This is a genomic window from Flavobacterium okayamense, from assembly GCF_019702945.1.
In the GTDB taxonomy this organism is placed as follows: domain Bacteria; phylum Bacteroidota; class Bacteroidia; order Flavobacteriales; family Flavobacteriaceae; genus Flavobacterium; species Flavobacterium okayamense.
The window spans coordinates 2284573-2307366 of record NZ_AP024749.1 but is presented as its reverse complement, the minus strand read 5'-3'; the positions used below and the strand labels follow the sequence as shown (position 1 = coordinate 2307366).

At 30.5% G+C, this 22794-nt stretch carries 14 protein-coding genes; 10 read left to right on the top strand and 4 right to left on the bottom strand.

Annotated features, from left to right (window positions below; translation table 11 throughout):
- Positions 1-113 precede the first annotated feature (113 nt).
- The 6 genes from lon to KK2020170_RS10710 all read left to right on the top strand — a co-directional run bounded on the left by lon (position 114) and on the right by KK2020170_RS10710 (position 10082).
- Positions 114-2564: an endopeptidase La gene (gene lon / locus KK2020170_RS10735; protein ID WP_221260038.1), complete on the top strand. Its 2451-nt coding sequence runs from the start codon at positions 114-116 to the stop codon at positions 2562-2564.
- Positions 2565-2664: 100 nt separating this feature from the next.
- Positions 2665-3702, top strand: a complete 1038-nt coding sequence (gene porQ / locus KK2020170_RS10730; RefSeq protein WP_221258332.1) for a type IX secretion system protein PorQ — start codon at positions 2665-2667, stop codon at positions 3700-3702.
- A 3-nt stretch (positions 3703-3705) separates the two neighbouring features.
- Complete coding sequence (gene cmk, locus KK2020170_RS10725; protein WP_221258331.1) at positions 3706-4395, top strand: (d)CMP kinase; 690 nt, start codon at positions 3706-3708, stop codon at positions 4393-4395.
- Between the two features lie 22 nt (positions 4396-4417).
- Positions 4418-5644 (top strand): MFS transporter, encoded by a 1227-nt coding sequence (locus tag KK2020170_RS10720; protein WP_221258330.1) that lies wholly within the window; start codon positions 4418-4420, stop codon positions 5642-5644.
- A 152-nt stretch (positions 5645-5796) separates the two neighbouring features.
- Positions 5797-7560, top strand: coding sequence for a 30S ribosomal protein S1 (gene rpsA / locus KK2020170_RS10715; RefSeq protein ID WP_221258329.1), 1764 nt, complete (start codon positions 5797-5799; stop codon positions 7558-7560).
- A gap of 161 nt (positions 7561-7721) precedes the next feature.
- A complete protein-coding gene (locus KK2020170_RS10710; RefSeq protein WP_221258328.1) occupies positions 7722-10082 on the top strand; it encodes a T9SS type A sorting domain-containing protein in 2361 nt (786 codons plus the stop codon).
- Positions 10083-10270: 188 nt separating this feature from the next.
- Here the strand turns inward: KK2020170_RS10710 and pheT are convergent, their stop codons facing one another.
- The 4 genes from pheT to recG are packed head-to-tail and all read right to left on the bottom strand — an operon-like array spanning position 10271 to position 16820.
- Positions 10271-12706, bottom strand: a complete 2436-nt coding sequence (pheT, locus tag KK2020170_RS10705) for a phenylalanine--tRNA ligase subunit beta (RefSeq protein WP_221258327.1) — start codon at positions 12704-12706, stop codon at positions 10271-10273.
- Positions 12707-12766: 60 nt separating this feature from the next.
- Positions 12767-13783 carry a proline iminopeptidase-family hydrolase gene (locus KK2020170_RS10700; RefSeq protein ID WP_221258326.1) on the bottom strand — a complete coding sequence of 339 codons (1017 nt, stop codon included), beginning with the start codon at positions 13781-13783 and terminating at the stop codon, positions 12767-12769.
- 29 nt (positions 13784-13812) lie between these two features.
- Positions 13813-14676 (bottom strand): bestrophin family protein, encoded by an 864-nt coding sequence (locus KK2020170_RS10695; RefSeq protein ID WP_221258325.1) that lies wholly within the window; start codon positions 14674-14676, stop codon positions 13813-13815.
- Positions 14677-14720: 44 nt separating this feature from the next.
- Positions 14721-16820 carry an ATP-dependent DNA helicase RecG gene (gene recG / locus KK2020170_RS10690; RefSeq protein ID WP_221258324.1) on the bottom strand — a complete coding sequence of 700 codons (2100 nt, stop codon included), beginning with the start codon at positions 16818-16820 and terminating at the stop codon, positions 14721-14723.
- A 163-nt stretch (positions 16821-16983) separates the two neighbouring features.
- On the opposite strand from recG, the gene KK2020170_RS10685 reads away from it, so the two are divergent.
- The 4 genes from KK2020170_RS10685 (at position 16984) to KK2020170_RS10670 (ending at position 22775) form a co-directional block, all read left to right on the top strand.
- Positions 16984-19056 carry a M1 family metallopeptidase gene (locus KK2020170_RS10685; protein ID WP_221258323.1) on the top strand — a complete coding sequence of 691 codons (2073 nt, stop codon included), beginning with the start codon at positions 16984-16986 and terminating at the stop codon, positions 19054-19056.
- Positions 19056-19964, top strand: a complete 909-nt coding sequence (locus KK2020170_RS10680; protein WP_221258322.1) for a patatin-like phospholipase family protein — start codon at positions 19056-19058, stop codon at positions 19962-19964. Before KK2020170_RS10685 ends, KK2020170_RS10680 begins: the two co-directional genes overlap by 1 nt.
- Before the next feature lie 77 nt (positions 19965-20041).
- Complete coding sequence (locus tag KK2020170_RS10675) at positions 20042-20905, top strand: hypothetical protein (RefSeq protein ID WP_221258321.1); 864 nt, start codon at positions 20042-20044, stop codon at positions 20903-20905.
- Positions 20906-21032: 127 nt separating this feature from the next.
- Positions 21033-22775: a carboxypeptidase-like regulatory domain-containing protein gene (locus KK2020170_RS10670; protein WP_221258320.1), complete on the top strand. Its 1743-nt coding sequence runs from the start codon at positions 21033-21035 to the stop codon at positions 22773-22775.
- Positions 22776-22794 lie beyond the last annotated feature (19 nt).

The following is a 22794-nucleotide window of genomic DNA, read 5'->3' as shown; positions in this document are numbered from 1 at the left end:
TTATATAGAAATACATTATGTAAATTTGTAAACTACTGATTATGTTTTATTTATATATAATTAGAGGTTTACATTTTTAGATGTTTAATGACAAAATGACCCATAAACACGATATGCCAAATTCAAAAATAATTACTATTGACAATTTGTCACTACAAGAAATGAATCAAGATGCAGAGTTAATTCCATTATTAACTCCCGAAGATGAAGAGGAAATGAATAATGAATCGTTGCCAAATGATTTACCTATTCTTTCTTTACGTAATACTGTTTTATTTCCTGGTGTTGTAATTCCTATTACAGCAGGTAGAGATAAATCTATAAAATTAATAAATGATGCCAATGCTTCAGGAAAAGTAATTGGAGTTGTTGCACAAAAAGATGAAGCTGTTGAAGAACCAACAGCTAACGATGTTTATCATATTGGAACTGTTGCTCGAATTATTCGAGTTTTAAAAATGCCAGATGGAAATACAACTGTTATTCTTCAGGGAAAAAAACGTTTTGCAATTGATAAATTTACACAAGAAGAACCTTATTTAAAAGCTACTATTAAGGAAGTTCCTGAAATCCGCCCTGAAAAAGATGATAAAGAATTTTCAACTATAATTGATTCAATTAAAGAGCTTGCTATTGAAATTATTAAGGAAAGTCCAAATATTCCAACAGAAGCTACTTTTGCAATTAAAAATATTGAAAGTAATCCGTTTTTAGTAAATTTTGTTTCTTCTAATATGAATTTATTGGTAAAAGAGAAACAAGAGCTTTTATCAGTAAATAACTTAAAAGAAAGAGCCCTTGAGACTTTACGTTTCATGAATTTAGAGCTTCAAAAATTAGAGCTTAAAAACGACATTCAATCTAAAGTTCGTTTTGATTTAGATCAACAGCAACGCGAGTATTTCTTACAGCAACAAATGAAAACTATTCAAGAAGAATTGGGTGGTGTTTCACATGAAGCTGAAATTGAAGAAATGAGAGCTAAAGCCAAAACGAAAAAATGGAATGAAAAAGTAGCTCAACATTTTGAAAAAGAAGTTTCAAAATTACAACGAACAAATCCAAATTCTCCCGATTTTGGAATTCAAAGAAATTATTTAGAATTGTTTTTAGAATTACCTTGGGATGAATATACAAAAGATAATTTCGATTTAAAACGGGCACAAAAAATATTAGATAAGGCTCACTATGGTTTAGAAGATGTTAAGAAACGAATTGTTGAACATTTAGCGGTTCTTAAACTACGTAATGATATGAAATCTCCAATTTTATGTTTGTACGGGCCTCCAGGTGTTGGTAAAACATCAATTGGAAAATCAATTGCTGAAGCACTTGGAAGAGAATACGTTCGTATGTCTTTAGGTGGTTTACGTGATGAAGCAGAAATTAGAGGACATCGTAAAACTTATATTGGTGCAATGCCAGGAAGAATTTTACAATCTATAAAAAAAGCGAAGACATCTAACCCAGTATTTGTTTTAGATGAAATTGATAAATTATCATCTAGTCATAATGGTGATCCGTCTTCTGCATTGTTAGAGGTTTTAGATCCTGAACAAAATTCAGAGTTTCATGATAATTTTCTTGAATTAGGTTACGATTTATCGAAAGTAATGTTCATAGCGACTTCAAATAGTCTTTCAACTATTCAACCTGCATTATTAGACAGAATGGAAGTTATAAATATGTCGGGTTACACAATTGAAGAAAAGGTTGAAATTGCTAAACAACATTTGTTGCCTAAACAATTAAAAGAGCACGGATTAACTGATAAAGATTTAACTATTGGAAAGAAACAACTTGAAAAAATTGTAACAGGTTATACAAGAGAATCTGGTGTTCGTGGTTTAGAAAAGAAAATAGCACAAATGGTACGTCACGCTGCTAAGTCTATTGCCATGGAAGAAGACTACAATGTAAAAGTTACAGATGAAGATATTGTAGAAGTTTTAAAAGCACCTAAATTAGAGCGTGATAAATATGAAAATAATGATTCTGCTGGTGTTGTTACAGGATTAGCTTGGACAAGGGTAGGTGGAGATATTTTATTTATCGAATCTACCATTTCTAAAGGTAATGGGAAAATGACCATGACGGGAAGTCTAGGAAATGTAATGAAAGAGTCTGTAACTATTGCATTAGAATATATTAAATCGAATACAGAAATTTTAGGAATTAAGCCAGAAGTTTTAGAAACACATAATATTCATATTCATGTTCCTGAAGGTGCTACACCGAAAGATGGCCCTAGTGCTGGTATTGCGATGTTAACTTCAATGGTTTCTAGTTTTACACAAAAGCGTGTGAAAAAATCGTTGGCAATGACAGGAGAAATTACGCTTAGAGGTAAAGTTTTACCTGTTGGTGGAATCAAAGAAAAGATTTTGGCTGCAAAAAGAGCAAATATTAAAGAAATTATATTATGCTCTGAAAATAAACGTGATATTGATGAAATAAAATCGGAATATTTAAAAGGATTAACGTTTCATTATGTTGATACAATGAAAGAAGTAATTGATATAGCAATTATAAATCAGAAAGTTAAAAATGCTAAGAAATTATAATTCAAAGCTTAATCCGATTAGAAATAATCGGATTTTGTTTTTTATATGTGTATATAATTTTATCTTCGCATTTGCGTTTAGTATATAGTAAATAAAAAAAATGCTACAAAGAAGACTGGTTTACTTTTTCCTTATTTTATCGCTGTCTAGCTTTTCACAAATTGGAGGGAAGTATGTTTATCAGTTTTTAAATCTTTCACAATCTCCAAGACAAGCTGCATTAGGTGGTAAAACCGTCACTGTTGTCGATTACGATGTAATGCAAGCAATTTATAATCCAGCTACTATAAACATAGATATGCATAAACAACTTTCTGTTAATTATGGAAGTTACTATGGTGAAGTTTCTTATGGAACAGCAGCTTATGCCTACACTTGGGATCAACACGTGCAAACGTTTCATGCTGGAGTTCAATATGTAAATTATGGGACTTTTGAAGGGTATGATGAGTTAGGTAATCCAACTTCTGATTTTACAGGAAGTGAAGCGGCTTTGTCTTTTGGGTATGCTTACAATGTTCCTTGGACCAACTTCTACATGGGGGCTAATGTAAAATTGATTTCTTCAACTTTAGAAAGTTATAATTCGTGGGGCGCAGCAACTGATGTAGGTTTTCTTTATATTGATGATAAAAATGATATTAACTACGGCTTAACGTTTAGAAATATTGGTTTTCAGTTAAAACCTTATGCTGATACAAACGAAAAGTTACCACTGTCAATAGATGCGGGTATTTCACAATTATTAGAACACGTTCCAATTCGTTGGCATTTAACATTAGAGAATTTACAAGAATGGAATATTGCTTTTTCAAATCCGAATAGAGCAGAAGAGTCTTTGGATGGTGAAGTAACAGAAGAAAAAGTATCTTTTATAAATAATGCACTTCGTCACGTAATAATTGGGGCAGAATTATTTCCAGAAAAAGGATTTAATATTCGTTTGGGATATAATTTTAGAAGAGCAGAAGAATTAAGAATTGTCGATCAAAGAAATTTCTCCGGAATATCAGCGGGAATAGGTTTACGTATTGGAAGAATTCGATTTAATTATTCGTATTCTAGATATACAGCTGCGGCAAATACAAGTCTATTTGGATTACTTATTAATTTAGACGGAGATTATAATCGTTATTAAAGAATGAAAAAAATTACAATTGCAATAGATGGGTTTTCATCAACTGGTAAAAGTACCTTAGCTAAACAACTTGCTAATGTTTTAGGATATGTCTATGTAGATACAGGAGCAATGTATAGAGCAGTTACATTTTATGCCATGCAAAATAATTGGGTTTCCGAAAATCATTTAGACAAAGAAGTAATTATTTCTAATTTGAATCATGTTAATTTAAAGTTTCAATATAATGCTGATTTAGGATTTGCCGAAATGTATCTTAATGATACCAATGTAGAACAAGCCATTCGAACATTAGAAGTTTCTCAAAATGTTAGTAAGGTTGCTGAAATTTCTGAAGTACGTGCTAAATTAGTCCAACAACAACAAGAAATGGGTAAAGAAAAAGGAGTTGTTATGGATGGAAGAGATATTGGTACAGTTGTTTTCCCCAATGCAGAATTAAAAATATTCATGACTGCTTCTGCTGAAACTCGAGCAGAGAGAAGATTTAAAGAATTAACCGAAAAAGGACAACGTGTAACTTTTGAAGAAGTTTTAGAAAATGTTCAACAAAGAGATTATATTGATACACACAGAGACGATTCTCCATTAGTTCAGGCTGAAGATGCAATTGTGGTTGATAATTCTACACTTTCAAAAGAAGAGCAATTTAATTTAGTATTACAATTAGTAAATGATAAAATAAATTCCTAATTTTAAACACATTAGTTTAAAAATGGGAGTAAAATCACTGCTAAAAACACTCAATTTTTTTCAATTTTTCATTTGGGGTACTTGGTTAGTAACTTTAGCTACCTATTTTTTTTCGTTGGGTTGGCAACCTGAACAATTCGGATATATTTATTCAACAATTGGATTGTCGGCAATTGGATTTCCTTCGTTATTTGGTTTTTTATGTGATCGATATTTAAATACAACTACAGTTTTTAGAGTTTTACATCTAACTGCAGGAATAATTATGCTACTTGTTCCACTTTTAGATAATCCGTTATCATTTTTCTGGATATTACTTATCTATATGATTTTATATATGGCAACTTTACCCATGTTGATTTCCTATAGCTATCAATTATTAAATGAAAACTCAATTTCTGTAAAAGTTAATTATCCAAAAATTAGAGTTTGGGGAACTTTCGGATTTATTTGTGCTTTATGGATTATAAGCTTAACTGGCAATGAAGCATCGGTGAATCAATTTTATTATTCGGCAATTGCATCATTTCTTTTATTCGGAATTTCATTTCTAATGCCTAGTATTAAAGTACACAAACCAGCAACAGGTAAAAATTGGGTTCAAGTTTTAGGGTTTGATGTATTACGCCTGATAAACAATAAGAAGTTAATACCGTTTTATTTATTGGCATTCTTTTTTGGAGTTGCTTTAATTGTTGCCAATGGTTATACAGATGCTTTTATTCATCAAATTAGCTCATCAATTAATAATAATTCAATTTTAGTTGAATATCCTGCTATATTAGTTTCAGTCTCACAAATTTCTGAATTATTGTTTTTAATTGTCATGCCTTATTTCTTATTACGCTACAGTAATCAAAGGTTATTTGTTTTTGGATTTATTGCATGGATAAGTAAGTTTTTGTTTTTATATCTTGCAAGTATCTATTTTGAATTATCATTTGTCATTTTATCATCAATATCTTACGGATTGGCATTTGATTTCTTTATTGTTCCAGGTTCTTTATATTTAGATGAAAATACACCAACAGAAACTAGAGCAGGAGCTCAAGGACTTTTGGTTATGCTTGTAAATGGTTTTGGTTCATTATCAGGTAGTTTTTTTAGTGGAATTTTAATTACTAGTTACTTTTCTTTGAATAACATTATTAATTGGAGTCAAGTATGGTTCTTCTTTTCTGGATTAATTTCTATCGTTTTATTAGTCTATTTTTTGTTTAAGATTTTTCTACATAAAAAAGCAACGTAAGTTTTTGTATTTCAATAATTAGTTGTAATTTTGCGCACCTTTTGGCAGTAACGGATTTCCATTAGGAATCAATTATTTAAGTAAAACACTGTTGGTATTTTTTACTGTTTAGAAATCCGGAAAAATTCAACATACAAATTTTTTAAATCAGCATGGCTGAAATTAACAAAACACAAGAAGAGTTTTTAGCAAATTTTAACTGGCACAATTACGCAGAAGGAATTGATGCAGTAGATGAGAAAAACTTACAAGAATTCGAAGATTTAGTAGCAAAAACTTTCGTTTCAACAGATGATCAAGAAGTTGTAGAAGGAGTTGTAGTTAGAATTACTGATAGAGACGCTATCGTTGATATCAATGCTAAATCAGAAGGTGTTATTTCTTTAAACGAATTTCGTTACAATCCTAACTTAAAAGTTGGAGATAAAGTAGAAGTTTTAATCGACGTTCGTGAAGACAAAACAGGACAATTAGTATTGTCACACAGAAAAGCTAGAACTATCAAAGCATGGGATAGAGTTATCGCTGCTAATGAGTCTGGTGAAATCGTTAACGGTTTCGTTAAATGTAGAACTAAAGGTGGTATGATCGTTGACGTATTCGGAATCGAAGCATTCTTACCAGGTTCTCAAATTGATGTTAAACCAATTCGTGATTACGATCAATACGTAAACAAAACTATGGAATTCAAAGTGGTAAAAATTAACCACGAATTCAAAAACGTTGTTGTTTCTCACAAAGCACTTATCGAGGCTGATATCGAAGAACAAAAGAAAGAAATCATTGGTCAATTAGAAAAAGGACAAGTATTAGAAGGAGTTGTGAAAAACATCACTTCTTATGGTGTGTTCATTGACTTAGGTGGTGTAGATGGATTAATCCACATTACTGATTTATCTTGGTCTCGTATCAATCACCCAAGTGAAGTATTAGAATTAGATCAAAAATTAAACGTAGTTATCTTAGACTTTGATGATGAGAAAACACGTATCCAATTAGGTTTAAAACAATTACAAGCTCATCCATGGGATGCTTTAGATGCTAACTTACAAGTTGGTGATAAAGTAAAAGGTAAAGTTGTTGTTTTAGCTGATTACGGTGCTTTCATCGAAGTTGCTGAAGGTGTTGAAGGTTTAATCCACGTTTCTGAAATGTCTTGGTCTACTCACTTAAGATCAGCTCAAGATTTCATGAAAATTGGTGATGAAGTAGAAGCGGTTATCTTAACTTTAGATAGAGATGAGCGTAAAATGTCTTTAGGTATCAAACAATTATCGCAAGATCCTTGGACTGATATTACTTCTAAATACCCAGTAGGTTCTAAGCACACAGGTACAGTTAGAAACTTTACAAACTTTGGTATCTTCGTAGAATTAGAAGAAGGTGTTGATGGTTTAGTATACATTTCTGATTTATCTTGGACTAAGAAAATCAAACACCCATCTGAATTTGTAAACGTAGGTGATAAAATGGATGTTGTAGTATTAGAGTTAGATGTAGAAGGTCGTAAATTATCTTTAGGTCACAAACAAACTACTGCAAACCCATGGGATAAGCATGAAGATGCTTTCGCTGTTGGAACTATTCACAACGGAACAATCGGAGAAATGGTAGACAAAGGTGCTACTGTAGATTTCGGTGATGATGTTGTTGCATTTATTCCTTCACGTCATTTAGAAATGGAAGATGGTAAAAAATTGAAAAAAGGTGATACTGCTGACTTCAAAGTAATTGAGTTCAACAAAGAATTCAAAAGAGTAGTTGCATCTCATACTGCAATTTTCCGTGAAGAAGAAGAAAAAGCTGTTAAAGAAGCTACAACTTCAACTTCTTCAAACAATGCTGAGAAATCAACTTTAGGTGATATCGATGCATTAGCTGAATTAAAAGCTAAAATGGAAAAAGGAGAAAAATAATCTCTTATTCCTTTTCACACTGAGCCGTCACTTCGAGCGGAGTCGAGAAGCTAAGTGTCTATAAATACAAAATCCCGTTTCTTAATTGAAACGGGATTTTTTTTGATTTAAATTTATCGTGCAAACTTTTTTAGCTTATTTTTGCTTTCAAATTTATTTATATGAAGAAACTTTATTTTCTACTATTTCTTGTATTTAGTTTTTTAACTAATGCGCAAATTGTTAATATTCCTGATGCTAATTTTAAAGCAAAATTACTTAGTAGTAACCCAGGAAATATCTCTTCCACTCAAACTCCAAGTTCTACAGGTTCTGTAACCTCTTATCATGTAATTGATACAAATGGAGATGGAGAAATTCAATATAGTGAAGCAAGTTTAATCAAGTACTTAAGTGTTCAAAATAGTTCAATTGCTGATTTAACAGGTATAGAAGCTTTTATAAACTTAGAATATTTAAATTGTTCTAATAACTCATTGAATAATTTAAACTTACTTTCCAATGTTAATTTGAAATTTATTTATTGTAATATAAATAATTTAACACAATTAAATACATCAAATTTAACGCAATTAAAAACTCTGGTATGCCATATAAATAATATAACTTCATTAGATTTTACTAACAATAACCTATTAGAGAAAATAGATTGCTTTAATAATAATTTATCTAGTTTAAACGTGTCTAATTTAATCAATTTAGATTATTTAGATTGTTCAGCTAATAATATTTCAAATTTGAATTTGACAAATAATACGCTTTTAAAAACACTTAGATTTAGAGGTTTAAGCAATATAGATTTAACGAATAACACATTATTGGAAGGGTTAACTATAACATATTCGGGCATTACATCATTAGATTTATCTCAAAATCCAAATCTGATTCATTTTTATGTTAGGAGTACTTTTTTAGAAGAAATTAATTTGGAAAATAATTATAATGTTATGAATGTTGATTGTGCAGGTAACCAATATTTGAAAAATTTAAATCTTAAAAATGGAAGACCAGGAGCCTTTAGTTCATTAAATATTAATACCTGTCCTAATTTAAATTTTATTTGTTGTGATTATGAGGACATTAGTTATATACAACAAAAAATTGATTTAGCGGGTTATACAAATTGTCATACTAATTCATATTGCACATTTACGCCTGGTGGAACATTTTATGAAGTTAACGGTAATAATAGATTTGATTATAATAATGACGGTTGTAGCTTATCAGATATTATTTATCCAAACTTAAAATTTAACATTACAAATGGAAGCACTATAGGAAGTTTTATTTCCAATATTTCTGGTAATTATAAATTCTACATGCAAGCTGGTAACCATACTATTACACCTGTTATAGAAAATCCATCTTATTTTAGTATTTCTCCGCAAAGTTATACAGTAAATTTCCCTACACAGGCAAGTCCTTTTACGCAAGATTTTTGTGTTACAGCAAATGGTGTACATTCAAATATTGAAATTGTTTTAGTTCCAATAACTCCTGCACGACCTGGTTTCGATGCGCAGTATAGAATTATTTATAAAAATATAGGTAACCAAGTAGAAAATGGCGAAGTTACATTTGCTTATCAAGAAGATGTGTTAGATTTTATTTCAAGTTCATCACCTTCTAATTCACAATCTACTTCATTTAATACAACTACATTAAGTTGGAACTATACTAATTTATTACCTTTTGAAACTAGAATAATAGATGTTGTATTAAATGTAAATTCACCTACCGAAACTCCTGCTGTTAACAATGGTGATGTTTTAGGAATTTTCTCTGAAATTTCAACCACAAATACTGATGAAGATTTGTCGAATAATTCATCGAGTTTACGTCAAATTGTGGTTGGTTCTTACGATCCTAATGATAAAACGTGTGTTGAAGGTGAATCGGTAGATATTTCAATGGTTGGAGAATACGTTCATTATGTAATTCGTTTTGAAAATACAGGAACGTATTCTGCGGAAAACATTGTTGTAAAAGATATGATTGATACTTCTAAATTTGATTTGTCAACTTTAGTTCCGTTACATGGAAGTCATGAATTTTATACTCGAATTAAAGACAACAAAGTAGAATTCATTTTTGAGAACATCAATTTAGATTTTAACGATGCTACCAATGATGGTTATGTTGCGTTTAAAATTAGAACTTTGCCAACATTAACTGTTGGCGATACATTTAGTAATGATGCTAATATTTATTTCGATTACAATTTTCCAATAACAACAAATGAATATGTTACAACAATCAATAATTTATTAAGCAATCAAGATTTTCCTTTTGAAAATGAATTTGTATTGTATCCAAATCCAACAAAAAAAACATTGAATATTTCAACTAAAAATCAGGCTGAAATTAAATCAGCTGAGGTTTATAATATGGTTGGTCAAATAGTTATTGCAATTCCAAATTCGACTAAAACTATTGATATTTCCAATTTAGAAGCTGGAACGTATTTCGTAAAAGTAAATACACAAAAAGGTAGTGCAACGACTAAGTTTGTGAAAGAGTAAAAAAAATGTCACTCCGACAAAGGAGGAGTCTCATAATCAAAATAATGAGATTTAGCTACGATGAACTCACGTTTCTTACTTTGTTCGAAATGACAAAGAATTGTAAATAAAAAAAAACTCCAAAATGTATTTTTGGAGTTTTTTTTTATAAGACACTTCGACTGCGCTCAGTGTGACAAATTACATTTTTAACGAAGCGTAGCTCCTAATTCTTTTTCAAGATTAGTTTGTAACTTCGACATTATTTTTTCAATTTCTTTGTCGTTTAAGGTTTTGTTATCGTCTTGAATAGTAAAACTTACCGCATACGATTTCTTTCCTTCAGGTAAGTTTTTACCTTCGTAAACGTCAAATAAATTGATGTCTTTCAACAATTTCTTTTCTGTTTGTTTTGCAACTTTAAACACATTTTCAAAAGCAACTGAACTATCAACTAATAAAGCTAAATCGCGACGAACTTCTGGATATTTTGTAATGTCAGTAAATTTAATTTTATTAGAAATGTATTTTTGAATTTTATCCCAATAGATATCTGCAAATAAAACTTCTTGTTTAATATCGAAATGTTTTAAAATAGGTTTCTTTATTGTACCCATTTCTAATATAGTTTCTTTACCAACAGCTAACGCTAAACCTTCGTTGTAAATAGCATCTTCAAATGGTAAAGTTGTTACTTTAGCATCTAAACCAATTCTAGAAAGAATAGACATTACATAACCTTTGAATAAGAAGAAATCTGATTTTTGTTGGGTATTTGTCCAACTTTCATCTGAACGATTTCCGCTTACAGTTAAAGTTAAATGTTTGTTTTCATCGTAACCTGAAGGTAGCTTATGATAGGTTTTTCCGAATTCAAATAGTTTTAAATCAGTTTTTCTACGATTAATGTTGAAAGACACAGCTTCTAAAGCCGAAAACAACATTGATTGACGCATTACTGATAAATCACTACTTAAAGGATTTAGCATATGTACCGTAAACTCTTCTTTTAAACTTTCTGATAAAGAAACGTATTCTGGTTTTGTTAATGAATTAGCCATCATTTCATTAAAACCTAATGAACATAGTTGATTGGCTATAATATTTTGAACTTTAAATTCTTCTGTACGTGATGAATTTGAAATAGTCGCATTTAGTTTTTGAGAGAATTTAATGTTGTTGTAACCATAAACACGTAAAATTTCCTCAATTACATCTATTTCTCTTTGTACATCAACACGATACGACGGAATTACTAAACCAAGTCCAGATTCTGTAACATTATTTATTTTTATGTCTAATGAAACTAAGATTTTCTTTATTACTTCCTTTGGAATTTCCTCTCCAATAACGCGTTTAATTTTATCGAACGTAAGAAATACTTGAAAATCTTCAATTTTCTTAGGATAAATGTCAACTACATCAGAAGTAATTTCGCCACCTGCCACTTCTTGAATTAATAGAGCTGCACGTTTTAAAGCGTATTCTGTAATAGTTGGATCGATTCCTCTTTCGAAACGGAAAGAAGCATCTGTATTTAAAGCATGTCTTTTAGCCGATTTACGAATCGAAACTGGATTAAAATATGCGCTTTCAAGGAAAATTGATGAAGTAGTTTCCGTAACTCCAGAATCTTTACCTCCGAAAACACCAGCAATACACATTGGTCCTTCAGCATTACAAATCATTAAATCTTCTGCATCTAAAGTGCGTTCAACATCATCTAATGTTGTAAATTTTGTTCCAGCTGGAACAGTTTTAACAACAACTTTATTTCCTTTAATTTTTGCAGCATCAAAAGCATGTAAAGGTTGTCCTAATTCGTGTAAAACATAATTAGTAACGTCAACTACATTGTTCTTTGGTGTTAATCCAATAGCTTTTAATCTGTTTTGTAACCAAGATGGAGAAGGTTTTACTTCTATTCCTGAAATGGTTACACCACAATAGCGAGGTGCTAATTTATCGGCTTCTACTGAAACATCAATTTTTAAAGTTCTCTTATCAATTTTAAAATTACTTACCGATGGTGTGATAATTTCAAAATTTGTTGAATTTTCTTTTTGAACAAGTCCAGCACGCAAATCACGAGCAACTCCAAAGTGAGACATTGCATCTGCACGATTAGGTGTTAAACCAATTTCAAAAACTTCGTCTGTTTCTATATTGAAAATTTTAGCAGCTGGAGTGCCAGGTTTTAAATCATCAGCTAAAATCATAATTCCATCATGACTTTCACCTAAACCTAATTCGTCCTCTGCGCAAATCATTCCGTGACTTTCTTCACCGCGAATTTTACCTTTTTTAATTTCGAATGCGTTTCCTTCTTTGTCGTATAATTTAGTTCCAATTGTAGCCACAGGTACTTTTTGTCCAGCGGCAACGTTTGGTGCACCACAAACAATTTGTACAGGAGTTTCTCCGTTACCTAAATCTACAGTTGTAACTTTTAGTTTATCAGCATTAGAATGTTGAACACAAGTTAGTACATGTCCAATTACAACACCTTGTAAACCTCCTTTTAAACTTTCAAATTTTTCAACTCCTTCAACTTCTAAACCTAAATCGGTTAAAATCTCAGAAATTTCTTCGGCTTTTAAATCAGTTTTTATAAATTGTTTTAACCAATTGTATGAAATACGCATTTTGTATCGAATTTAAGAGTGCAAATATAACGTAAAGTTTAAAAGTTTAAAAGCTTAACATTACTTTTTCAAGAATGAAATTAACCCCTTAAAATACGTTTCTTGATCATCATAAAAGGCCATGTGACTTCCTTTAGAACATAGCAAAAAAGATCCATTAGGTAAGATAGTTGACATTTTTTCCATGAATTTAGGATCCATAGTGTCATGTGTAGCACCAATTACTAATGTAGGGATGTTAATTTTTTTTAAGTCTTCAGTTCTATCCCAGTTTTCTAATTTGCCTGCAATTCCAAATTCACTCGGGCCTTGCATTGTTACATAAAGAGATTGATTCATTTTAGCAAAAGAACGATTAACAGGTTCTGGCCAATCTTTTGCAGAGAAACGAAGAATGTGTTTTTCATAGAAATTAGGAAGTAACAATTCCATGTATCTTGGGTTTGAAAAATCATTATTGGCTTCAATCTCCATAAGTTCTGTTAGTACTTCAGGGCTCATTTGTTTCGCTAATACTTCATTAGCATATTTATCATATTCAGGACAACTAGACATCATATTTGAAATTATCATACCTTTCATATTGTCTTGATATTTTAGTGCGTATTCCATTGCTAGAATTCCACCCCAAGAATGTCCAAGTAGATAAAAATTAGAATTATCAAGTTTTAGAGCTTTTCGAACTTGTTCAACTTCTTCAACATATCGAGATAAATCCCAAATTATCGTATCGTTTGGATTGTCTGAATTTCCACAACCTAATTGGTCATAATAAATGAATTCAATACTTTCAGCGGGTAGAAAATTTTCAAAACATTCAAAATATTCATGTGTTGCACCTGGGCCGCCATTTAAAAGTAAAACTTTAATTTTTGGATTATTTCCTATACGCTTGGTCCAAACATTAAAAGTGCCTTTTGGAGTTGTTATTGGAATAACTTTTATTCCACCATTTTGAATACTATCTTCAGATTTAGAAAAATAGCCATTTACATTTGGTTGAGTTTCTTTAATCTCTTGTTTACAACTAATTGTAAAAATTGATAAAATAAATAGTAGAATAGTTATTTTTTTCATGTGTTGATTATTTTGTGAGTCTGTCTAAATTACAAAATTTCTTCCACATGTTTCTTTATATTTGAAGCTAATTTCTTTGTGGGTAAATCATTAGCATCATTTCCAAATGGATCTTCAATTTCTTCGGCAATTAATTCTAAACTAGCTAATACATAGAAAACAAATACCACGACAGGAATAGTATAATAACCTAAACTAAAAGCATAACCAAATGGTAAGGTCATGATATAAATAAAAATAAATTTCTTGATAAACGAACTGTACGAGTAGGGAATAGGCGTATTTTTAATTCGTTCACAAGCACCACATATATCCGTAAAAGATTGCAATTCTGCATTAATTATAATGAATTGGTCACCAGAAATTTTACCAGAAACATGTAAGTCATTAGCTTTTTGAAATAACATTTTAGCAATTTGATTGGGTTTATGTTTATGATGATCAATATCTAAATCTAAACCATCAATAAGCATCAACGCTGTTTCTTCATCTGCTAGGTGTTTTTGAAGAAAGGAAGCATAACTTGGAATTAACTTTCTAAAATAGTTTCTGTCGTGCTCATCTTTTAAATAGGCAGATAGTTTAATAGCTAAATTCCGGCTATTGTTTACTAAGGCTCCCCAATGTTTTCTTCCTTCCCACCAACGGTCATAAGCGGTATTCGTTCTAAAAACTAAAAGAAGAGAAATAACAAACCCAACCATTCCATGCATTATGGTTGTATTTTTTACATGACTATTTTCTGCCAATTGCCAATATTCCATTTCTAGATACGTAACTACATAGGAATAAATTCCTATTAATATCATCATTGGTATTAATTGACGAAAGGTATCCGATTTATGAAATCGAAAAATAAAAGTAAGCCAGTCTTTTGGGTTGTATTGAACCATTTTGTGTGAAGATGTTTATTGTTTATTCGTTAATTTGTTTTTAGTTAACTTATATAATTCCAAATATTCTTCTTTTTACTCATTTCTAAGAAGATTTGTTTCATTTTTTGATGTTCTGGTTTTGTCATATTTGGATCTTCTTTTAAAATCTTAATCGCTATATGTCGAGCTAATTGTAAAATATCTCTGTCTTTAACTAAATCGGCAATTTGTAAATTAAGTACACCGCTCTGTTGGGTTCCCATAATATCACCTGGACCACGTAGTTTTAAATCGACTTCAGCGATTTCAAAACCATCGTTGGTAGCACACATGGTTTCTAAACGTGTTTTACTATCGTTACTTAATTTGTGGCTCGTCATTAAAATACAATAACTCTGCTCGGCTCCACGACCAACACGTCCTCTTAACTGATGCAATTGCGACAAACCAAATCGTTCAGCACTTTCAATCACCATTACCGAAGCATTAGGAACGTTTACACCAACTTCAATAACAGTTGTGGCTACCATAATATTGGTTTTTCCTTCTGCAAATCGCCGCATTTCTTCATCTTTATCGGCTGGTTTCATCTTTCCATGAACTATAGAAATCGAATATTGCGGCAATGGGAAATCGCGAGAAATACTTTCGTAACCATCCATCAAATCTTTATAATCCATTTTTTCTGATTCTTGAATTAACGGATAAACAATGTATATTTGTCTTCCTTTTGCAATTTCATCTTTTAAGAACTTCCAAACTTTTAAGCGATTACTATCGTAACGATGTACGGTTTGAATAGGTTTTCTACCTGGAGGTAACTCGTCAATAACTGAAATATCTAAATCACCATACATGCTCATGGCTAAAGTTCGCGGAATAGGAGTGGCAGTCATCACTAAAACGTGAGGTGGAATTTCATTTTTCTTCCAGAGTTTTGAGCGTTGTTCCACACCAAAACGATGCTGTTCATCAATAATAGCTAAACCTAAATTATGAAACTGAACCTTGTCTTCTAAAATAGCATGGGTACCAATTAAAATATCTAAACTACCATTTTCCAGTTCTTCGTGAATGATTTTTCTATCTGAAGTTTTAGTTGAACCAGTTAATAATTTTATATTGATATTTAGATTTTTAGCTAAATCGGAAAGGCCATTAAAATGTTGGGTTGCCAAAATTTCTGTTGGCGCCATTAAGCAACTTTGAAATCCATTGTCTTTTGCAATTAACATCGAAAGTAAAGCTACAATTGTTTTTCCTGAACCAACATCGCCTTGCAACAATCGATTCATTTGTGCATTACTTCCTAAATCGTTTCGAATTTCTTTTATTACACGTTTTTGAGCATTTGTTAATTCAAAAGGTAAATGATTTTGGTAAAAATCGTTAAAATTATCGCCTACAATCTCAAACGGATGTCCTTTTATTTTATGTTTCCGAATTAAGTTTTTTGTGATTAATTGCAATTGAATGTAAAACAATTCTTCAAACTTTAATCGGAATTGCGCTTTAGCTAATAAATCTTGATTTTTTGGAAAATGAATATTGAATAAAGCTGCATTCTTCGGAATTAATTGTAATTCTTGAATAATGCTTTCGGGTAAAGTTTCTGTAAATAATGCTTGTGTTTCTACAAACAATTGTTGCATCATTTTATTGATGACTTTATTCGTAATGTTTTTATTCGCTAACTTTTCCGTACTAGGATAAACCGGTTGCATGGCACTTCGTAAACTTGCTTTGTGTTCGTCTAACAATTCCATTTCTGGATGCGCCATATTGAAAATTCCATTGAAAGAAGTTACTTTTCCAAAAATCACATACGGAACATTAATTTTTAAACTTTCTTTTATCCATTTATGACCTTGAAACCAAACCAATTCCATTTCGCCCGTATCATCAATAAAAGTAGCAACTAAACGCTTTCCTCTTTTTTGTTCAACGGTTTTAATATGAATAATTTTACCTACAATTTGAACTTCCGAATTACTGTTAATTAGTTGATTGATTTTATAATAACGTGTTCTATCGATATAACGATTGGGATATAAATTCAATAAATCGCTATAACGATGAATGTCTAACTCCTTGCGCAACAAATCGCCACGTTGTGGACCAACGCCTTTCAAGTATTCAATTGGAGTGTCGAGTAAATTCATTAGTTAGTTTACAGTATTCAGTCTCAGTGTTCAGTTTGTCACTTCGAGCGGAGTCGAGAAGTCACATAATTAATACAGTAGCGAAGATAGTTTTTAATTTGAAAATTTGAAAATAAGCTAATTTGAAAATGATTATATTCGTGTAAAATTCAAGAATCATTACATGTTACGATATTTCTTTCTGTTTTTTAGTGTTTTAGCTTTTTCCCAACAATACAAAAGTGTTGATTTTATTAGATGCTATGCCTATGTTAATCCAATTTTTGAAGAAAAATCAATTTCTGGAGCAATTGAATATGAATTTAATATTTATAAAAAAATTGACACGATTAGTATTGATGCAGTTGCAATGGAGATAAGAGATGTGAAAATTAATAATAAAAAAGTTCCATTTGTTAATGATGGAAAGCATTTGAAATTGTACAAAGGATTTAAAAAGAAAAAAAATATTATATCATTTACATATTCAGCTAAGCCAAAACAAGCACTTTATTTTACAGGTAAAGATGAAAATTTACAAATTTGGACACAAGGTCAAGGAAAATATACAAGTCATTGGTTGCCCAGTTTTGATGATGTAAATGAAAAAGTAATTTTTGATATAAATATTAATTTTAATAGTGATTATGAAGTTTTGTCAAATGGTATAATTTCTTCCCCATTAGTTTCTGATGGTAGTGAAACAATTTGGTCTTTTTCCATGAAAAAACCAATGTCTTCTTATTTACTAATGTTAGCTATAGGAAAATTTTCATATACATCAGATAGAACCACATCAAATACTTTTTTAGAATATTATTTAGACAGAAAAGACAGTTTAAAATTTGAACCAACATATCGTCATTCCAAACAAATATTTGAGTTTTTAGAACAAGAAATTGGAATAGAGTATCCTTGGGAAGTATATCGTCAAGTTCCGGTTCGTGATTTTTTATATGCGGGAATGGAAAATACGACTTCAACGATTTTTTCACAAGATTTTGTGGTGGATTCAATTGGTTATAACGATAAAAACTATTTGAATGTCAATGCCCATGAATTGGCACATCAATGGTTTGGCGATTTGGTTACCGCAAAAGAGAGCAAGCACCATTGGTTACAAGAAGGTTTTGCTACCTATTATGCTTTATTAGCAGAGCAATCTGTTTTTGGAGATGATTATTTCTATCACCAATTATGGGAAATGGCAACCCAATTAGAACGTGCATCAGCTGAAGATACTGAACCTATTTTAAGTGAAAAGGCGAGTTCCTTAACCTTTTATAAAAAAGGTGCTTGGGCTTTGCATGTTTTACGAGAAGAAGTTGGAGAAGAAAATTTCAAAAAAGCTGTCAAAAATTATTTGGAAAAATACCAATATAAAAATGTGGATACGGATGAGTTTTTAGCCGAAATAAAAAAGGTAGCACCTAATTTTGACATTCAAACGTATAAGAAAAATTGGTTAGAAACACCAGGATTTGATTTTCAAGGTGTACAAAAGTATTTAACTAATGCTTCATTTATTCAAACTTTCTATGAAGTAATTAATAGTTACCAAATTTCTTTTGCAGATAAGAAAAATCGTTTTGAAGAAATTATGCAATCGGATATTTATTTCCCTGTAAAAAAAGAAATTTTATATCAGTGCGAAGTTATTCCTTTTGAAGAAAAAAGAGAATTAATTGAATTAGCAATGGCTACAAACAATTTTGAAGTACGCCAAGCAGTTGCGCAAACTGTAAATACAATTCAAGATGATTTCAGAGAGCAATTTGAAAGTTTATTACAGGATAACTCCTATATAACCAAAGAAATTGCTTTGTTCAAATTATGGAAAAACTTTAAAGAAGATCAATATTACTATACACAATTAAGTAATGGTTGGGAAGGCTTGAACTATAATTTAAAAATAGCTAACTTAACGTTGAAAATAGTTACTAAAGGAATTTCTCCTTCCGATAAAATTGAAGCAATTACTGAGTTAGAAAAAATGACACAATTACCTTATGAATCAGGAGTTCGTCAAGCAGCAATAGAAACATTATTGAGTTTGCAAATTCCTTCAGAGCAAGTTTTAATTAGTATATTAGAGTCAACATTATATCACAAATGGCAGTTTGTAAAATTTGGTAAAGATAAAATTAGAAGAATGTTATCAAATGCTCAAGACAGAGAGCGATTTAAAGCACTTCAACCTAAATTATCTGAAGAGTTACAAGCAAGGCTTCAAACATTTCTAAAAGAAACAGAATAATGAGAGCATTAATCATATCAGGAGGAGGAAGTAAAGGTGCTTTTGCTGGAGGCGTAGCTCAATATCTTATTGAAGATTTGCATAAAGATTATGATTTTTACTTAGGAACATCTACTGGAAGTTTATTAGTATCGCATTTGGCTTTAAAAGAAGTTGAAAAAATAAAAGAAGCTTATACATCTGTTAACCAAAATAGTATTTTTAGTAATTGTCCTTTTAAAATAAAAAAACGATTTGGTGAAGATACTATCTTGATAAATCACTTTAATGTACTTCGTAATTTTCTTAAAGGTTCTAAAACTTTCGGTGAAAGTAAAAACCTTAGAAAGTTAATTGGTGAGTTTTTTACCGAAGAAGAATTCGAAAAATTAAAATCCGGTCCAAAAGAAATAATAGTAACAGTTTCAAATCTTTCTCTTAATACAGTAGAATACAAATCCATTAACGAATTTGAATACGAAGATTTTTGCGATTGGATTTGGATCTCTTGTAATTATATTCCGTTTATGTCTTTGGTTAGAAAAAATGGTTGTGAATATGCTGATGGTGGTTTTGCTGCAATGGTTCCAATTGAGGAAGCTATTAAGCGTGGAGCAACACATGTTGATGCAATCATATTACATACAGAAACTCCTTTATATAATCGTTTGCCCGCTCGAAGTCCATTCACAGCTTTAACAAATTTATTTTCTTTTATGATGGATCGTATTGAATATCAAAATATTAAAATTGGTAAATACGAAGCTCGTTTTAAAGATGCAACTATAAATTTTTATTATACACCAACTTTATTAACCACAAATTCATTAGTTTTTAATAAAGAAAAAATGAAAGAATGGTGGCAAGTAGGTTATAATTATGCAAAAACAAAAGAGATTGATAGTCAAGAGATTCAGAAAGATGAATAAATTTTTTAATTTTTTTTAAAATTCACGCAACCTTTTTTAGTATTTATCATCTCATTAAAAACTAAAAAAATATAAATATGAAAAAGCTTTTAACTCTAACAGTTCTTGGTGCATTAATTATTAGTTGTACAGATGATGATATTAGAACAGAACATCAATTAGATTCTGGTCCAAAAGTAGTTGGATTTAATACAAACATTCAAACAGTTTCTTATTTTGAAGATTTAGGAACTATTGATAGAGAGTTTCCAATTAATTTAATTGGTAATGGTAATGGTCAATTTTCAGAAACTGATATAGTAGTTGAGTATGAAGTTGACTTGGTTCAAAGTACTGCTGTTGAAGGTGTTGAATTTGATTTTATTGATACTTCAGGTACTATGACAATTCCGGCGGGTTCATCTTTTGGTATGTTTCCTTTAGCAGTTCACACTGGAAACTTTGATCCATTACAAAAGACGGAGTTAATCGTTAAATTAACTTCTTCTACTGCTGGTTCAACAGTTGCAGGTCAAGTTAAATACAATACATTAAGAATTGTATTTGTTGGATGTTTATCTAACATAGTTTCTTCTATGGCTGGTTCTGATAGTTTTACATGTACAATTGTTAGAGATGATGGTGGTACTTGGTTGCGTACAAATGAGATTGTTGAGTTAGTTGATATTAACACTTATAAAACTACAACGACAGGAGGATGGGCAGCAGGTACTATTGCACCTGATCAAGGTTATAACTTTATGGATATATGTGGTGATATTTCAGTTGCTAATCAAGGTTTATGTCAAGGTTACTATTCAAACGAAGTATATGGTTTAACAGACGACGGAACTGATGGAACTGTTGTAGATTTCTCAACTGGTGATGATTTTGAAATTACTTATGAGATTACGTTTGCAGCTGGTAATAGACAATATACTAATACTTACGTTAGAAACTAATCCACTATTAAGAATAAAAAAGCCCAATCAAAAGATTGGGTTTTTTTTTTAAAACAATTTAAATAATAATTTTTTTTTTGTTTTTTTATGTAACAATTTATAACTTTTGCATTTCAAATGATACTTTATGAAAAAAATCCTTTTAATTACTATTTTAAGTCTTCTGTTTTTCTCATGTGAAAATTTAGATGATGGAATTAAGAATTCAAATTCTCCAAATCAATTTTCTCAAAACTTTGGACAATCTGTTCAAAGAGATTTTATGGGGCAAGTTGTTGATGAAAACAATAATCCCATAGAAAGCGCAATTGTAAAAATTGGTTCAAACCATGTAAATACTGATTCAAACGGAGTATTTATCTTATATAACGTAAATGTATTTGAAAAATTTGCCTATGTAAGTGTTGAAAAAATGGGCTATTTATTAGGTTCACGGTCACTTGTTCCTACAAACGGTATTAACAAAATAAAAATAATGTTGATTGAAAAAGCTCCAATTACAACTGTAAATTCTGGGCAAACGAGTGAAGTAAATCTTCCAAATGGTTCAAAAATAAATTTTGATGGTGCTTTTGAAGATGAAAACGGAAATTCTTATTCAGGTTCCGTAAGTGTTTTTGCCTATCATCTTGAAACTTCAAATTCAAATATTAGTGAACTAATGCCAGGAATGCTATTTGCAGAAGCTCAAGATGGTTCGGCTAAAGTATTACAAACTTTTGGAATGCTTAATGTAGAATTAGCGGGAGCATCAGGTGAAAAACTTCAAATCGCTGAAGGACATACTGCAGAAATTTCTATGAAAATTGATAATACACAATTAGCAACAGCTTCAAGTACAATTCCTTTGTGGCATTTTGATGAAGAGAATGGTTATTGGAAAGAAGAAGGTGAGGCTACACGTCAAGGAGATTATTATATAGGTAATGTATCTCATTTTTCTTGGTGGAATGTTGATGCATACCAATCGATGACAACGCTTAATGTAACAGTTGTTGATGGTGAAAACAACCCTATCCCTAATTTAGGAGTAACACTTACAGATCAAAGTGGGTTTATATCTTCAACTTTAACTACAAATCAAAACGGAAATGTTTCAGGTTTAATACCAACAAATAATAGTTTAACTTTAGAAATTTCAGGAGCATTTAACTATCAAGAACAAATTGGTAGTTTTAACTCTAATTCTTCAATTACTATCGTAATTTCATCTGCTAGTGTTAATACATTCAATTTTTCAGGAAATGTATTAGATTGTGACAATAATGATTTTTCAAATGGTTATGCAGTAATAGCAATTAATAATTATGTTGATTATGCGCCATTGGTTAATGGAACTTTTACAAGTTCTTATGCAACATACCAAGACACCTTTAATTATTCTGTATATGGTGTTAATTTTGGTAATAATGAATTTTCAACAATAGTTACTGGACAAGCAGATATAAATGTTTCAAATACGGTTTCAATAAATGATTTAGTTGTTTGTTTAAATTCTAATACAATAAATTTAGCTGGTGATTTTAATTTAGTAGTAACTAGAGATGATGGAAATATTTACACTTTTCCAAATGAGATAATTCAGCTTGTAAGCCCGAATAATTATAAAACGACAACTACAGGTTCTTGGGCTGCAGGAACAATTGCTCAGGATCAAGGCTATAATTTTTCAATTAATAACTTAAATGGTATTATTGTTCCAAATCAAGGGTTATGTCAAGGGTATTATTCAAATAATATTTATGGTGAAAATTATAATGGTACTTCGAGTAATGGTTTAATTATAAACAATAATGAGTTTTATATTCAGTATACAATTACATTTAATACTGGACCAAGAATTTATACTTGTCATTACATCAGAAATTAATAAAAAATCCCAATCTAAT

What these genes read in the sequence shown, in the direction of transcription:
- lon (WP_221260038.1), top strand. Translation starts at nt 114, where the DNA reads ATGCCAAATTCAAAAATAATTACTATTGACAATTTGTCACTACAAGAA.
- porQ (WP_221258332.1), top strand. Translation starts at nt 2,665, where the DNA reads ATGCTACAAAGAAGACTGGTTTACTTTTTCCTTATTTTATCGCTGTCT.
- cmk (WP_221258331.1), top strand. Translation starts at nt 3,706, where the DNA reads ATGAAAAAAATTACAATTGCAATAGATGGGTTTTCATCAACTGGTAAA.
- KK2020170_RS10720 (WP_221258330.1), top strand. Translation starts at nt 4,418, where the DNA reads ATGGGAGTAAAATCACTGCTAAAAACACTCAATTTTTTTCAATTTTTC.
- rpsA (WP_221258329.1), top strand. Translation starts at nt 5,797, where the DNA reads ATGGCTGAAATTAACAAAACACAAGAAGAGTTTTTAGCAAATTTTAAC.
- KK2020170_RS10710 (WP_221258328.1), top strand. Translation starts at nt 7,722, where the DNA reads ATGAAGAAACTTTATTTTCTACTATTTCTTGTATTTAGTTTTTTAACT.
- pheT (WP_221258327.1), bottom strand. Translation starts at nt 12,706, where the DNA reads ATGCGTATTTCATACAATTGGTTAAAACAATTTATAAAAACTGATTTA.
- KK2020170_RS10700 (WP_221258326.1), bottom strand. Translation starts at nt 13,783, where the DNA reads ATGAAAAAAATAACTATTCTACTATTTATTTTATCAATTTTTACAATT.
- KK2020170_RS10695 (WP_221258325.1), bottom strand. Translation starts at nt 14,676, where the DNA reads ATGGTTCAATACAACCCAAAAGACTGGCTTACTTTTATTTTTCGATTT.
- recG (WP_221258324.1), bottom strand. Translation starts at nt 16,820, where the DNA reads ATGAATTTACTCGACACTCCAATTGAATACTTGAAAGGCGTTGGTCCA.
- KK2020170_RS10685 (WP_221258323.1), top strand. Translation starts at nt 16,984, where the DNA reads ATGTTACGATATTTCTTTCTGTTTTTTAGTGTTTTAGCTTTTTCCCAA.
- KK2020170_RS10680 (WP_221258322.1), top strand. Translation starts at nt 19,056, where the DNA reads ATGAGAGCATTAATCATATCAGGAGGAGGAAGTAAAGGTGCTTTTGCT.
- KK2020170_RS10675 (WP_221258321.1), top strand. Translation starts at nt 20,042, where the DNA reads ATGAAAAAGCTTTTAACTCTAACAGTTCTTGGTGCATTAATTATTAGT.
- KK2020170_RS10670 (WP_221258320.1), top strand. Translation starts at nt 21,033, where the DNA reads ATGAAAAAAATCCTTTTAATTACTATTTTAAGTCTTCTGTTTTTCTCA.